The 13,225-nt window shown below is 61.0% G+C and carries 11 protein-coding genes; 8 read left to right on the top strand and 3 right to left on the bottom strand.

Annotation, left to right across the window (positions count from 1 at the left end; translation table 11 throughout):
- The first annotated feature begins 172 nt into the window (after positions 1 to 172).
- The 4 genes from ABIN98_RS01345 (at position 173) to ABIN98_RS01330 (ending at position 5,563) form a co-directional block, all read left to right on the top strand.
- Complete coding sequence (locus ABIN98_RS01345; RefSeq protein ID WP_346906719.1) at positions 173 to 970, top strand: IclR family transcriptional regulator; 798 nt, start codon at positions 173 to 175, stop codon at positions 968 to 970.
- A gap of 130 nt (positions 971 to 1,100) precedes the next feature.
- Positions 1,101 to 3,308 carry an acetate--CoA ligase family protein gene (locus ABIN98_RS01340; RefSeq protein ID WP_346906717.1) on the top strand — a complete coding sequence of 736 codons (2,208 nt, stop codon included), beginning with the start codon at positions 1,101 to 1,103 and terminating at the stop codon, positions 3,306 to 3,308.
- Complete coding sequence (locus tag ABIN98_RS01335) at positions 3,305 to 4,465, top strand: acyl-CoA dehydrogenase family protein (RefSeq protein WP_346906715.1); 1,161 nt, start codon at positions 3,305 to 3,307, stop codon at positions 4,463 to 4,465. Before ABIN98_RS01340 ends, ABIN98_RS01335 begins: the two co-directional genes overlap by 4 nt.
- Positions 4,466 to 4,477: 12 nt before the next feature.
- A complete protein-coding gene (locus ABIN98_RS01330; protein WP_346906714.1) occupies positions 4,478 to 5,563 on the top strand; it encodes an acyl-CoA dehydrogenase family protein in 1,086 nt (361 codons plus the stop codon).
- A 61-nt stretch (positions 5,564 to 5,624) separates the two neighbouring features.
- Here ABIN98_RS01330 and ABIN98_RS01325 read toward each other — a convergent pair whose 3' ends face one another.
- Genes ABIN98_RS01325 through ABIN98_RS01315 form a run of 3 tightly spaced genes read right to left on the bottom strand, consistent with a single transcriptional unit; the run spans position 5,625 to position 8,340 of the window.
- Positions 5,625 to 6,386 carry an SDR family oxidoreductase gene (locus tag ABIN98_RS01325; RefSeq protein WP_346906712.1) on the bottom strand — a complete coding sequence of 254 codons (762 nt, stop codon included), beginning with the start codon at positions 6,384 to 6,386 and terminating at the stop codon, positions 5,625 to 5,627.
- Positions 6,383 to 7,333, bottom strand: a complete 951-nt coding sequence (locus ABIN98_RS01320; RefSeq protein WP_346906710.1) for a 3-hydroxyacyl-CoA dehydrogenase family protein — start codon at positions 7,331 to 7,333, stop codon at positions 6,383 to 6,385. The genes ABIN98_RS01325 and ABIN98_RS01320 overlap by 4 nt, the downstream gene beginning before the upstream one ends.
- Positions 7,334 to 7,359: 26 nt before the next feature.
- Positions 7,360 to 8,340 carry a LacI family DNA-binding transcriptional regulator gene (locus tag ABIN98_RS01315; protein ID WP_346906708.1) on the bottom strand — a complete coding sequence of 327 codons (981 nt, stop codon included), beginning with the start codon at positions 8,338 to 8,340 and terminating at the stop codon, positions 7,360 to 7,362.
- Between the two features lie 235 nt (positions 8,341 to 8,575).
- Between ABIN98_RS01315 and ABIN98_RS01310 the strand changes: the two genes are divergently transcribed.
- The 4 genes from ABIN98_RS01310 to ABIN98_RS01295 form a co-directional block, all read left to right on the top strand.
- A complete protein-coding gene (locus ABIN98_RS01310) occupies positions 8,576 to 10,273 on the top strand; it encodes a thiamine pyrophosphate-binding protein (protein WP_346906706.1) in 1,698 nt (565 codons plus the stop codon).
- Between the two features lie 397 nt (positions 10,274 to 10,670).
- Entirely contained in the window at positions 10,671 to 11,591 is a 921-nt protein-coding gene (locus tag ABIN98_RS01305; RefSeq protein WP_346906704.1) for an NAD(P)-dependent oxidoreductase, read from the top strand.
- A 135-nt stretch (positions 11,592 to 11,726) separates the two neighbouring features.
- Positions 11,727 to 12,536, top strand: coding sequence for an IclR family transcriptional regulator (locus tag ABIN98_RS01300; protein ID WP_346906702.1), 810 nt, complete (start codon positions 11,727 to 11,729; stop codon positions 12,534 to 12,536).
- Between the two features lie 318 nt (positions 12,537 to 12,854).
- On the top strand, positions 12,855 to 13,225 hold a 371-nt coding region (locus ABIN98_RS01295), incomplete at its 3' end, for a thiamine pyrophosphate-binding protein (RefSeq protein WP_346906701.1).

Below are 13,225 nucleotides of genomic sequence, written 5' to 3'. Positions count from 1 at the left end.
TTTCTGAATCGTGCTATTGAAATGTCCGCTATGCGAAATCATGTTCCAATATAAATTAGCATTCTGAATCCGTGCTGGCAACCGGAGCATGGCTGGCGCGTACGTCCTGTCCGCTTGTGTGGCGGCGAGATGTTTTCTATCAAGAAGCGCAATGCGCGATGGAGGGTGCGGAATGAGCGACGGCGAAAAAGACGGCAAGGCAGACCGCCAATTCATTGCGTCCCTTGAGCGCGGGCTGAGGGTGATGTCTGCCTTCCGGCCGGATGATCGGGCGCTCAGCAACCAGGATCTGGCGGACCGCACTGGCCTGCCGAGGCCGACCGTTTCGCGCTTTACCCACACGCTGCGCCGGCTCAATTATCTTGCCTATCACGCGGATACCGGGCGCTACAGTCTGACGCCAAGGGTGATGGAGATGGGGCGTGCGGCTTTCGTGGCGACTGAAATCCGCGATATTGCCTGCCCGGTTATGGAAACCCTGGCCGAACTGGGGCCCTTTTCCGTGGCGCTCGGTGTCCCGAGCGGGCTCAATATCCGTTATCTGGAGCTCCGCCGGCGGCCGGAGGCCATCGTTCTGAACCTGGATGCCGGCGCCCTGGTGCCGATGCTGCAAACGGCGATAGGACGGGCTTATCTTGCCAGCCTCGCCCCGGGGAAACGGCAGGAGCTGCTGGCTCAGCTCAGGGAAGACGATCCCGACCTTTATGCTGCCCAGGAAGAAGGCGTGAAGGCCGAAATTGCCGCTTATGACACGCAGGGGTTCGTCTGTTCGTTCGGCGGCTGGTGGCCCGAGCTGAGCGCGGTGGCAACGGTCATTCGCATTGTAGACGACGGCGATCCGCTGCTTTTGTCGATTTCCGGCCTGTCTTCAGCACTGACGGTCGAGCGTCTGAAGGGGGAATATGCGGCGGCGCTCTTGAATTCGGCGCAGGTGATCCAGAACCGCATGCGCAGAGCCTTTCACCGATAAGAGAATCTGTTGAGCTTTCCGAGCAAAAAATTTTTTAATTTCGCAGTGCGGACAAATGTTTTAAAAAATGTTGACCTGATCGCTCGTCTGACGGATAAAGGCCGCAACGACAGGCCGGGAGGAAATTTGAATGGCTGGGAATATCCAGGGAGCGGCCGGGGGAGTGGCGCGCCTTTCCGACGAGACAAATGACAAAAGCGATCTCTTCGACCGTCTGACAGGCCTCATGGCGCCGCGCAGCGTTGCGGTCATCGGTGCCAGCGCAAATGCGCAAGGCTGGAGTGGCGGTGCGATACCGGTTTTGCGGCGCCTCGGTTACAGCGGTAAAATCTTTCCGGTGAACCCGAAATACGACGACCTGAACGGGATGCGGTGCTATCCGTCGGTCTCGGCGATCCCCGAACCGGTCGACGCCGTCCTGATGTTCGTGCCGCAGCGTGCCCTGCCGGATATTTTAGAGGAATGCGGCCGGAAGGGCGTTCGCGGTGCCGTTATCCTGGCGTCCGGTTTTTCCGAAACCGGCGAAGAAGGCAAGCAGCTGGAGGACACGCTGCGCGAGATCGCCAATCGCAACAAGATCGCGATCTGCGGGCCGAATTGCCTCGGACTCGCCAATCTGGACAGCGGCTTCATGGGGCTGACGGCCGCGACATTTCCCGAAGACATGTCCGCCGGTCACACGGCCCTGATTTCCCAGAGTGGGCAGTTGCTGATGGTCATGTTGTCGCGGGCGCACGACCAGGGCGTTCATATGCGCTATCTGGTTTCGACCGGCAATGAGCTGAACGTCGAGGCGGCCGACTACGCCCGGTGGGCACTCGAGGATCCCGAAATCAAATCCGTCTGCTTGGCGCTCGAAGGTCTGCGCAGTCCGGACCGTTTCCTGGATCTGGCCAAACGGGCGCAGGAAGTGGAAAAGCCCCTGGTCGTTTTGAAGCTCGGCCGCAGCCAGAGGGCGGCGCGCACCGCGCTTGCCCATACCGGCAAGATGGCGGGCGCCTTCCGGACCTACGAGGCCGTTTTCCGCCAGAACAACGTTATTTCGGTCGACGACCCGCTGGAACTTGCGGATGTCGCAGCCCTGTTCGAAAAATGTCCGGCACCGCGTGGCGAACGCATTTCCGTGGTCACCTTTTCCGGCGGCTGGAGCGGCGTCATGGCCGACCAGTCGGAGGCTCTTGGCTTGCCAATGGCGGATTTCACCGAGGAGACCGTCGAGAAACTGAAGCCGCTGCTCGACTTCACCCCGCCGGTCAATCCGCTCGACCTGTCCGGCAACGTCAACAATCACCCCGAACGCTGGGGTGCCAGCATCGAGGCGGTGCTGGCGGATGAAAACACCGACATCGTGGTCGTCTTCATCCATCAGGTGCGTGAAGCCTGGCGCGGCCGGCTGATCGGGCCGGTTCTGGAACTGGCGAAGACCGCCGACAAGCCGATTGTGATCGTCTACGACGGCGGCAAGATCGTTGAGGCCGGCTGGGACTTCCTGGCCGCCGACAAGTCGCTGCCGATCTATCGCGGCAGCCAGCAAATGCTGAAGGCGTTGAAGCGCTTTGTGGAGTACCACAGGCGAAAAGCCGGGGCGCAGGGCGACAATGACGGGAACCTGCTGGATATCGACGGTACCGCGAAAGAGACGGTCGAGCGGCTGCTTGCGCAGTCCGGGCGCAGCCTTTCCGAATACGCGGCCAAGGAAGCACTGAAGTCCTACGGACTGCCGATGGTCGGCGAAACACTGGTGCGAACCGAAGCCGATGCTCTGGCAGTGGCCCGGCAAATCGGCTTCCCGGTCGTCATGAAAGGACTGGCCGACGGCATGGAGCACAAGACAGAAGCGGGGCTGGTGCATCTCAACCTTGCCGATGCCGACGCAGTCAGGGCCGCGTTTGCCGATCTGAGCGCGAAAATCGACGGTTACAAACTCGGCGATGCGCCGGCAGCCTGCCTGGTTCAGAAGATGGTCAAAGGCGGTGTCGAGGCGATCGTCGGCATGCAGAACGATCCCGATTTCGGGCCGATGATCCTTCTGGGTGTCGGCGGCATCATGACCGAACTCATGAACGATGTCGCTCTCCGCCGGGCCCCGCTCAGTCCGGCGGACGTTGCCGAAATGATCGACGAAACCCGCCTGAACCTGCTGTTGAAAGGGTATCGGGGCGCGGAACCGGCGGACCGGGCCGCGCTGGAAGAGGCCGTGTTGCGGCTCTCTGCCTTTGCGGTCGCCCATGCCGACAGCATCGAAAGCATCGATATCAATCCGTTGCTCGTCCTGCCTGAAGGCGAGGGCTGCATTGCCGTCGATGCGCTGATCATCAAGCCGGAGAACCAGGAATGACCGACCTTCTGAACAGTCCCGAGGATCAGGTCTTCCGTCAGGAGATCCGCGATTATGTCGCCGCCGAACTGCATCCGGAGACCCGGGCCAAGGTTTCGCGCGGTGCGCCGCTGACCCGCGAGGATTTTTCTCGCTGGCACAAGAGCCTCCACGCCAGGGGTTGGGTCGCGCCGGGCTGGCCGAAGGAGCATGGCGGGCCGGGCTGGACCGCGCGCGAGCGCATTATCGCGGATGAGGAAATGTTCCGCCTGCATACGCCGCCCCTGCCGGGATTCGGGCTGAAGATGATCGGGCCGATCCTGATCCAGTTCGGTTCGCCCGAACAGCAGCAGCGCTTCCTGCCGCGCATCCTGTCGGGCGAAGACTGGTGGTGCCAGGGCTTTTCGGAGCCAGGTGCCGGCTCCGACCTCGCATCCCTCAAGACAAAGGCGGTGCGCACGGAGGGCGGGTGGCTCGTGTCCGGGTCGAAGACCTGGACCACCTATGCCCAATACGCCAACTGGATCTTCTGTCTCGTCCGCACCGATATGGAGGTGAAAAAACAGGAAGGCATTTCCATGATGCTGATCGACATGTCCCTGCCCGGCGTCTCCCGTCGTCCGATCAGCCTGATGGACGGAACCGAGGAGGTGAACGAGATCTTCCTCGATCAGGTCTTCGTGCCTGATGACCTCGTGGTAGGCGAGATCAACCAGGGCTGGACCTACGCCAAGGCCCTGCTGGAGCATGAGCGCTTCGGCATCGGCGGGATCGGCCGTTCGAAGCAGCTCCTGCAAAGAGTACGCGAGGCGGCCGAGTTTGCCGGTCGCGCGGACGAACCGGAAATTGCCAATGCGCTCGATACCCTGGAAATCGACATCATGGCAATCGAGGCCACGACGCTCCGCCTGCTCGCCGCGGTCGAGGCGGGTGTGAAGATCGGGGCGGAAACGTCCCTGCTGAAAGTAAGGGGTACGGAAATCCAGCAGGCCCTGACCGAGGTGATGCTGGATATTGCCGGTCCCGATGCTTTGCCGGCGCGCAACAGCGCGGGAGCCCGGGAGCCATTCGAGAACGCCACCTATCAGTTCCTGAACTGGCGCAAGCTGTCGATCTACGGCGGCAGCAATGAAATCCAGCGCAGCATCCTGGCGACCCAGGTCCTGGGCCTCAAATAAGCGGAACATGTGATGATAGATTTCAGACTTCCGGACGAGGAAACGCTGCTTTTGAAAGAAACGGCGGTGCGGTTCATCGCGGATCATTATGAGTTGGCGCAGCGTCATAAAATGCTTGCCGCTTCCGCCAGCCAGACGCCTGCCCATTGGGGTGAAATGGCCGAACTCGGCTGGCTTGCGGCTCCCGTAGGCGAGGAGGCCGGCGGATTGGGTCTGACACCGAAGCAGGTGGTGCCGTTCCTGAGCGTTCTGGGCGCTGGCCTGGTACTGGAGCCGATCGGTCCCGTCGCCATGCACTGCGCACCGACACTGGCCAGGGCCTTGCCGTCCGACAGGGCTGAGACCGCTTTGGCGCCGATCCTGTCCGGCGAAAGCATCGAGGTGATCGCCGCCGGTCCGGCCGGGGCGCCGATCCGGGCCACGCGCAAAGGGGATGACCTGATCCTGACCGGGTCCGTGCCTTTGCTGATCGGCGGTGCCCAGGCGGCGGCCTTCTGGGTCGTGGCGGATGTCGAGGGCGCGGCGCTTCTTGTAAGGGTTCCGGCAGCCGACGCCGTCGTCGAAGCGTTCCATGTGATTGACGGGCAATCGGCCGCCAGGGTTTCCTTCGACGACGTCCGCTGCGCGGCGCCGGAAGCCGTTACCGGATGCGAGGAGGCGCTTGCCTATGGCAACGATCTGGCGATGATTGGCAAGCTCGCGGAACTGTCCGGTTTGATCGACCGGCTCTACCGCGAGACGCTCGAATACATGAAACTGCGCGAACAGTTCGGCCGGCCGATCGGACGCTTCCAGGTCATCCAGCACCGCATGGCGGACATGTTCATCAAGCGTGAGGAAGCGCAGTCGATGGCGGAAATGGCTGCAGAGGCAATGGCAAGCGAAGACCCGGTCTTCCGGTCTAAGCTGGTTTCCGCAGCACAAGTCAAAATCTATGACAATGCCCGCGCAGTCCTGCGCGATGCAGTTCAACTTCACGGTGGCATGGGGGTCACCGACGAATTGCCGGTCGGTCATATGGTCAAGCGGCTGTTGCTGCTCACCCAGCTCGATGGCGGCCGCAGGACCGGTCTTAAGGGGTTCCGCGCCGCGGCCTGAAAGAATTAAAGAGCTCTTCCCAGAGAGCTGACTTGCCGGGGCATTTTGCCCCGGCTTTTTTTCAAAGCGTCATGCCGCCGTCGACGACGAGCACGTGGCCAGTCACCATGCGTGCCCCGGCACAGAGATAAAGCACTGCCTCTGCGATATCCTCCGGCGAGGAACGGCGCTTGAGAACGGCCTGGTCGCGCGCCCACTGCTTGCGTTCCTCCGGCCAGTTCTCGGTCCATGGCGTCTTGGTCTGCCCGGGGGCGACCGCATTGACCCGGACTTCGGGCGCAAGCCCGCGCGCGAGGCTGCGGGTGAGGCTGACCAGGCCGGACTTGCTGGCGGCATAGGCGATCGAGCTGCCCTGCTGGCCGATGCCGGCGATCGAGGCCATGTTGACGATCGCGCCCCGGCTTTCCTTCAGGGCGCCGGCCGCCGCATGGGCGCATCTGAACGGGCCGATCAGATTGGTGCCCAGGAGAAGCTGCCAGAAATCCTCGGTCATCTTGTCGAGTTCGGAAGGCGGGATCTTGTCCTGGGTTCCGGATGTGCCGGCATTGTTGATGAGATAATCCAGCCCACCCATTTCTTTGACGGCAGCCTGGACCATGGCCTCCGCATTGCCCGGGATGGAGACGTTGCCGGGCGCGGAGATTACCTTGAGGCCTTTTTCCGAAAGTTCCGCCAACTTTGCCGGGCCCGCCGGATCGTCCTCCAGATGATTGATGGCGACGGTTGCCCCCATCTCCGCCATCGTCATTGCGCAGGCAAGTCCGATGCCAGAGGCACCGCCCGTCACCAGAGCGCGTTTTCCCGTCAGATCAGCGCGGATCATTGTTCCTCCCCCATGGGTTCTTGAAGTTGTGTCTTGAGCTGCAGAAGACGCAGGTCGCGTTCGTGAAACAGGTCTTCGGCGGCCGCATCGCCGTAGGCATAAAAACCGGCGCCGGAACGCACACCGCTGCGCCCTGCCTCGATCAGCCGGTCGAGGACCGGGGTTTCTCCGGTGTTGACCGGAGGCTGATAAGTGCGCCCGGCTATGCCGTTGCGCACCATTTCCAGTCCCGTGTAATCCATCTTGCGCATGTGCCCGAGGACGGCGAGCCGCTCGACCAGTCCGTGGCGAATGGAAAAATCGATGTCTTCCGCCGAAACGCCGAACTCCCCGATCATGCGCAGGCATTCGAGATTGAGTGCCGCCTGCAGCCGGTTCGCGATGTAGCCGGGCACGAGATGCGTGAACACCAGCGGAGCCTTGCCGAAACCTTCGTAAAGGTCCTTCAGGGCCGGGATGACCTCGGGATTCGTCCGGGGCCCCGGAGCAAGGTCCACAAGATCAACGATGTAGGGCGGGGTATACCAATGCGCGACTGCCGCAAGAGGCTGCCGCGCCTGCGGGATCAGCGGGAAAATGTCGAGATAGGACGTGTTGCTGGCAATAATCGCCGTTGAAGGCGCATGCGCGTCGATTTCGGCGAAAACAATCCGTTTTATCTCCGCTTTTTCGACAACGGCCTCGACGATCAGGTCTGCGTCCCGGACGGCTTCCACCAGTGATCCGGCAGGAGTGATCATGTCGAGTGCGGCTTGTTCTTGTGTTGCCGTGATCGTCTTTGCCTCGCGAAGCGTGGCGCAGGCGGCCTTGATCATGCCGGTTGCGCCTTTCAGGACGTCCGCGTTGCTGTCGAACAGGCATACGCGGCAGCCGCCGAGCGCGTGAACGAGCGCCAGCGCATGGCCCATCGTTCCCGCGCCGATCACGGCTATACGCTCGATCTCCATTGGTTTCCTCCCGAAATCGCTTTTCCTCAGACCGTTTCCCTGAGGATGAGTTTCACGCCGAGATCAAGGTTGATGCCCGGGGTGTCCGGCCGGTCCAGTCTCTCCAGCACATGGCGGACGACGGCCTCGCCGATCTCGTTATGCGGCGGACGAATGGTGGTCAGCCGGGGGTTGGTATGGCGTGCAATATCGAGATCGCCATAGCCCAGGATCTTGAGATCACCCGGGATGGAAAGTCCTGCCCGGTCAGCCTCGAACATGGCGCCGACGGCCAGCATGTCTCCGGAAAAGGCAATTGCGGTGGTGTCCGGCTGCTGCGCCAGAACCCGTTTCAGCGCTGCCCCGCCTTCGCCCAGTTCACGGCTGCTGACGGTGACGGTCAGCGGTTCTGTTCCGGTGAGGCGCCGGAATGTTTCGGAAAAGCCATCCGCTCTTGCGCGGGCACGATCGTCCTTGTCCAGAATCGCGCCGACAAAAGCTGCCCTGGTCAGGCCCTGCTCGGCGAAAAAACGCGCGGCCAGTTCGCCGGCGCCGTGATTGGAGAAGCCGATGCCCGAATCCAGAGGCCGGTCGCCGTAATCCCACATTTCGACAACCGGACAGGCAGCCGAGGAGAGCGTGTTCAACGTTCCCCGTGCGTGGTTGCGTCCGGTAACGACCAGCGCAGAAGGGTTCCAGCTGGCGAAGGCGGCGACGATCCGTTCTTCCCGGTCCGTGTCGTATCCGTGCTGACCGATCATCAGCTGATAGCCTCTCGCCTCGAACAGCGTGGTCATTTGTTCCAGCGTGCTTGCGAAGAAGGAGTTCGTCAGGCTGGGCACGATCACGCCGATCAGGGGCGTGCGGGCACCCGCGAGACTGCCGGCTATCCTGTTGGGTGCGTAGCCGAGCCGTTGCGCGACCTCTTCGATACGGGTGCGTAACTTCTGCGAGACCGCTTCGGGCGTCCGCAGCGCGCGCGAGACGGTGGCGACCGAGACGCCGGCGACTTTTGCGACCTCTTCCATCCGGACTTTCCGGGGAGGGGATTGTGTCTTTTCCTGCTGGCTCACGCGCGAACGGTCTTCCAACTGCCGAGAATATGGTGGCGACTATAGGAGGGGGAGAAAATCTCTGCAAGCGATTTCATCATATAATATGAAACTGAATTCCAATTTTCATATTTTTATTGAAATCAGCTAGTTTTTTTGTAATCAAGCAAAATGAAAGCGCTTACATTATATTCAATTCGGGAGGTCTGCCTTGTCAACGAACCGCTGTGCGCCCAAAAACGGCGCGCGATATATCGCCGAGTCCTTCAAGGAGCTGGGTGTCAGTCATGTCTTCTTCATGGACGCGATCCTGCGGCCGACGCTTGTCGAGATGGAAGAGCTCGGCATCAATCGCATCCTTGCCCATTCGGAGAAGTCCGCGGCCTATATGGCGGACGGATATGCAAGGGTCAGCGGACGCGTGGGTGTCTGCATGGCGCAGTCGGTCGGAGCGGCCAATCTCGCAGCGGGGCTGCAGGATGCCTATCTGCACCGTGCGCCGGTCGTGGCGCTGACCGGCCGCAAGGAGCCGATGCTGCGGTATCGCAACGCCTATCAGGAAGTGCCGCATACGCCGCTTTATGCGTCGGTGACCAAAGCCTCCATGGATGTGGCGGAGGCGCGTGAACTGCCTCACCTCCTGGCACAGGCCTTCCGGCAGGCTTCCGACGGTTCGCCCCGTCCGGTTCATCTCGACCTGAACGGTCTGGGAGGCGAGGTTATCGAGAAGGGCGAAGTGACGAACCCCGTGCTTCCTCCGGCCGCGCTTGGCCGTCTGCCGGAGGACCGCCCCCTGGCGGCGCCGCGCGCGATTGCAGAGGCCTCCCACCGGCTGATGCAATCCGCGCGTCCGGTGCTTGTTGTCGGTGCCGGCGCCATCCAGGCCGAAGCCTACGCGGAAGTGCTCGCCTTCGCCGAGCAACTGAACATTCCCATCGCAACTTCTCTCGGCGGGCGGGGGATCATTCCAACCACGCATCCAAAGCATATCGGCACGGTCGGCACCTATTCGGCGCCTCCGGGCAACCGGCTGGTCTACGAGGCGGATCTGGTGATCTTCGTCGGTTGTCATGCAGGCGACCAGCCGACCAACAATTACAAGGTTCCCGCTCAGGGCACGCCAATTATCCAGATTGATCTCGACGGCCAGGAAATCGGCCGGAATTATGCGAATGTTTCAAAGGTCTGGGGCTGTCCGAAACAGGCTCTGGCGGACCTGGCCGAGAAGATCACCGCCCGTCCGGAATGGGCGGAGTGGGCTGATAGTGTGGCCGAAGTCGTTGGTTCATGGCGGGCGACTATGGAGCCGCTGAGCCAGTCGAATGCCGCGCCGATCCGTGTTGAACGGCTGTGCCGGGAAATCTCTCAGGCACTTCCCGAAAACGGCGTTCTGGTCGCCGATACGGGCTATTCGGGTATCTGGACGGCAACGATGCTCGACCTCCCGCATCCGGGTCAAAGCTACCTGCGTGCGGCAGGCTCTCTCGGTTGGGCCTTCCCGGCAGCGCTCGGTGCGCAGTGCGGTGCGCCGGATCGTCCGGTGGTCTGCTTCTCCGGGGATGGCGCCTTCTACTATCACCTGACCGAACTGGAGACCCAGAAACGCTGGAACATTCCGGTCGTGACCGTGATCAACAACAATTCCGGCTTCGGCCAGGGTACGCCGAAGGTGGCCTCCTTCTACGAAGGCCGCGAAGGCGGCAATCCGGCCGAGATCAACCGCTTCGGCCCGACGGATTTTGCTGCCGTGGCGCGCGACTTCGGTGTCGAGGGCATTCGCGTGGAAGACCCTGCCGAACTCGGTCCGGTGCTGAAAAACGCCATCGCCGCGCGCAAGCCGGTGCTGATCGATGTCGTCACGGATATTCATCCGCGCGCGCCGGAAGCCTGGGAGCCGCCGGCGGTCTGATCCGGATTTTCAGGCCCGTTTTCGCGGCCGCCTGAATTGAGGCATTCGCTTTTGGGCGCCAGGCCGGTTTGTCCGGTCTGGCGCCCTTTCCTTTTCAAGCTTTTCCCTTTTTCTGTCCTTGCGTTTTCAACTGGTTGTTTGGCGCCTTTCTCATTCGTCCAACGCCGGGAAAGCAGCGGGTTCCTCCGTGCGGGGAGTTATTTGTGCTCGGCGGATGCGGTTCCGGGCAGCGATTTCGATATCGCTTGCAATCATTTTTGAAATAGTGTTTTAAAAATGTTGATCCGCCTTGGCGGAGGGCAACGGAATGGGTTGCCCGGGACAATGAAAAGGGGCTTTCGGTTGATGAAGATCGGCGGAAGGGGCCGCTAAACCGTAGTGGTATGCGAGGTAGGGAATGAGCCGTTCGGCTGAAAAGATCTTCATAACGGGCGCAACGGGATTTCTCGGTTCCTGGATCATTTCGAGGCTGGTCGACCGGGGTATCCAGGTGGTTGCAACGGATATCAGCAACGATCACCGCCGGCTGGAGCTTCTGAAGTCGGATCTGCCCAGGGAGCTGATCGATTTCCGTAATTGCGATGTTACGGATGCGGAGACGCTGAACGCCCAGATCGCGGAAACGCGCCCGACCGGCATCATTCATCTTGCGGCCCTGCAGATCCCGCAGTGTCGGGCCAATCCGGCGCTCGGCGCAGCCATCAACATCGGCGGCCATATCAATATTTTCGAAGCGGCGCGCAAGCATGGTATCGACCGGATCATCTACACCAGTTCGATCGCGGCCAAGCCGCGTGGCCAGGCGAATGCGCCTTCGAATTTCTACGGCGTCTTCAAGAAGACCGACGAGGAAATCGCGCGGATCTACTGGGAGGATCACAAGCTGCCCAGCCTGGGGCTGCGGCCCTATGTCGTTTTCGGTGTCGGCCGGGATGATGGAGAGACCTCGGCCATAACCCGTGCCATAGAGGCGGCGGCGCTGGGCAAACCCTACGAGATCCCCTTCACCACCCGCAGCTGTTTTCAGTATGCGGCCGATGTCGCGGATGTCTTCGTGCGGGCCGCCATGTCGACCTGGGACGGGGCATTGCTGTCGGACGTCACCGATACCGTCCATTCCACCGACGATGTCCTTGCTGCGATTCGGCAGGTTGTCCCCGAAGCGTCCGTCAGTTGTGCGGATACTATTCGCGTTTCGCCCAGCGACGGCTTCGACACCAGCGCGCTCAAGAAGGTGGTTGGAGATTTCAAGGAGCTGCCGCTTGCGGAGGGAATCCGTGAAACGGTCAGTCTCTATCGCGAGATCGCAGCACGGTGAATTCAGTCCGACTGCGCCGGATTTGTCTGCGCCAGTACATGATTGCCTTTTGCAGGATTGGATTGTCGTCCGATTTCCGATAAATGCCAGTTTGTGCGATCATTAATTTACAACTATCGCAGGACGGGTATCGAATTGGTCAAACGTAAAGCCGCACCGCCAGAAGACAGTGGGCAGAAGGACTACAGGGTCAATTCAGGTCTCGCACGAGGCCTGGCTGTTCTTAAGGCTTTCGGCCCCGACAACCGACCCGTTGGCAACACGGAAATCGCATCGCGCGTAAAGCTGCCCAAACCCACCGTGTCGCGGCTGACCTTCACGCTGACCGAGCTTGGTTATCTCAACTACGATGAAGGCACCGGTCGTTATTCGCTCGGACCTGAGGTGCTGACGCTCGGCTATGACGTTCTGGCTCAGATGGAGATCCGGGACATTGCCCGTCCCTATATGCAGGAACTGGCCGAATACGCCGACGCCAGTGTTTATCTCGGCACTCCGAGCGGTATCGAAATTATTTATATCGAGGCCTGCCGGACACCGGCATCCATGGCGATCCGGCTGGGTGTCGGTTCTCGAATCCCGATGATCAGTACCGGCATGGGCCGTGCCTTTCTTGCCGCGCTTCCCGAAGCCGAGCGCGAACAGCGTATAGCTCAGATCCGCCAGGGATACAGCGAGGCGGAATGGCCCGCTGTTGAAGAAACGGCCCGCAAGGCCATTGCCTTTGCCTCGGAAAACGGCTTTGCGCTCAGCGGCGGCGACTGGATTGCCGAGGCGAATTCCGCAGGGGCTGCCGTACGACGTGCAGACGGCTACCCAGTCTATGCGGTCAACGTCGGTGGGCTGCGCTCGATCATCACGACGGACCGGCTCATGAATGATCTGGCCCCGCGTCTTCTGGGGGTCACCCGCAAGATCGAAATGGTCGCCCGGGGCATGCTCTAGAGTTTGGCCCCGTAAGGACGTTTCCTCGCAATTCAATTTAGATTCGTATCGACCTGCGTGCAGCAATGCGAATTGCTGTGCCGGGCTTTGTCTTGCCCAGTCTGTCGCCCTTCGCCTGGCCCGCGATCGCGCTCAGGGTGCCTTCTTTCAACATGACTTTCCGCTTTCGGAAGGCGTTTTCTTCCGCCTTCACAGATGATTTGCATTCTCCTTAAAAAATGCGTATTGCAAAATATAATTGCGCATAGCAGAATTAATTACCGCAACTACAAACATTGCGCGAGCACCCGCTGGCTCGCGGATTTGGAGGAAACTGGAATGAGAACGAATGAAGGCGTGATCTCGACATTCATCGAGGCAGGCATCACGCGCGGCTTTACACTGCCAGGTCTTGGTATCACCTGGTCGCTGCCGGCCTTTCACGACCGCAAGTCCGAATTTGATCTCGTTCTGGCGCGCACCGAGCAGTCGGCTTCGGTTATGGCGCAGGTGGCCGGCAAGCTGACGGGCAAGCCCGGCCTTCTCATGGCACAGGGGCCGTTCGCGACCACGACCGGCGCCTTCGGCATTCTGGAAGCCTATTTCTCCTCCACGCCCATGGTCATCATGACCGACACCTCCTGCTATGACGGCTTTGCCCAGCAAGGCGTCTACCAGACTATGACGGGAGATTATGGCGCGGGGGACGC

It is taken from the genome of uncultured Roseibium sp., from assembly GCF_963675095.2.
Taxonomy (GTDB): Bacteria; Pseudomonadota; Alphaproteobacteria; order Rhizobiales; family Stappiaceae; genus Roseibium.
The sequence above is the reverse complement of the archived record's forward strand: the minus strand, read 5'-3'. Positions and strand labels throughout refer to the sequence as shown.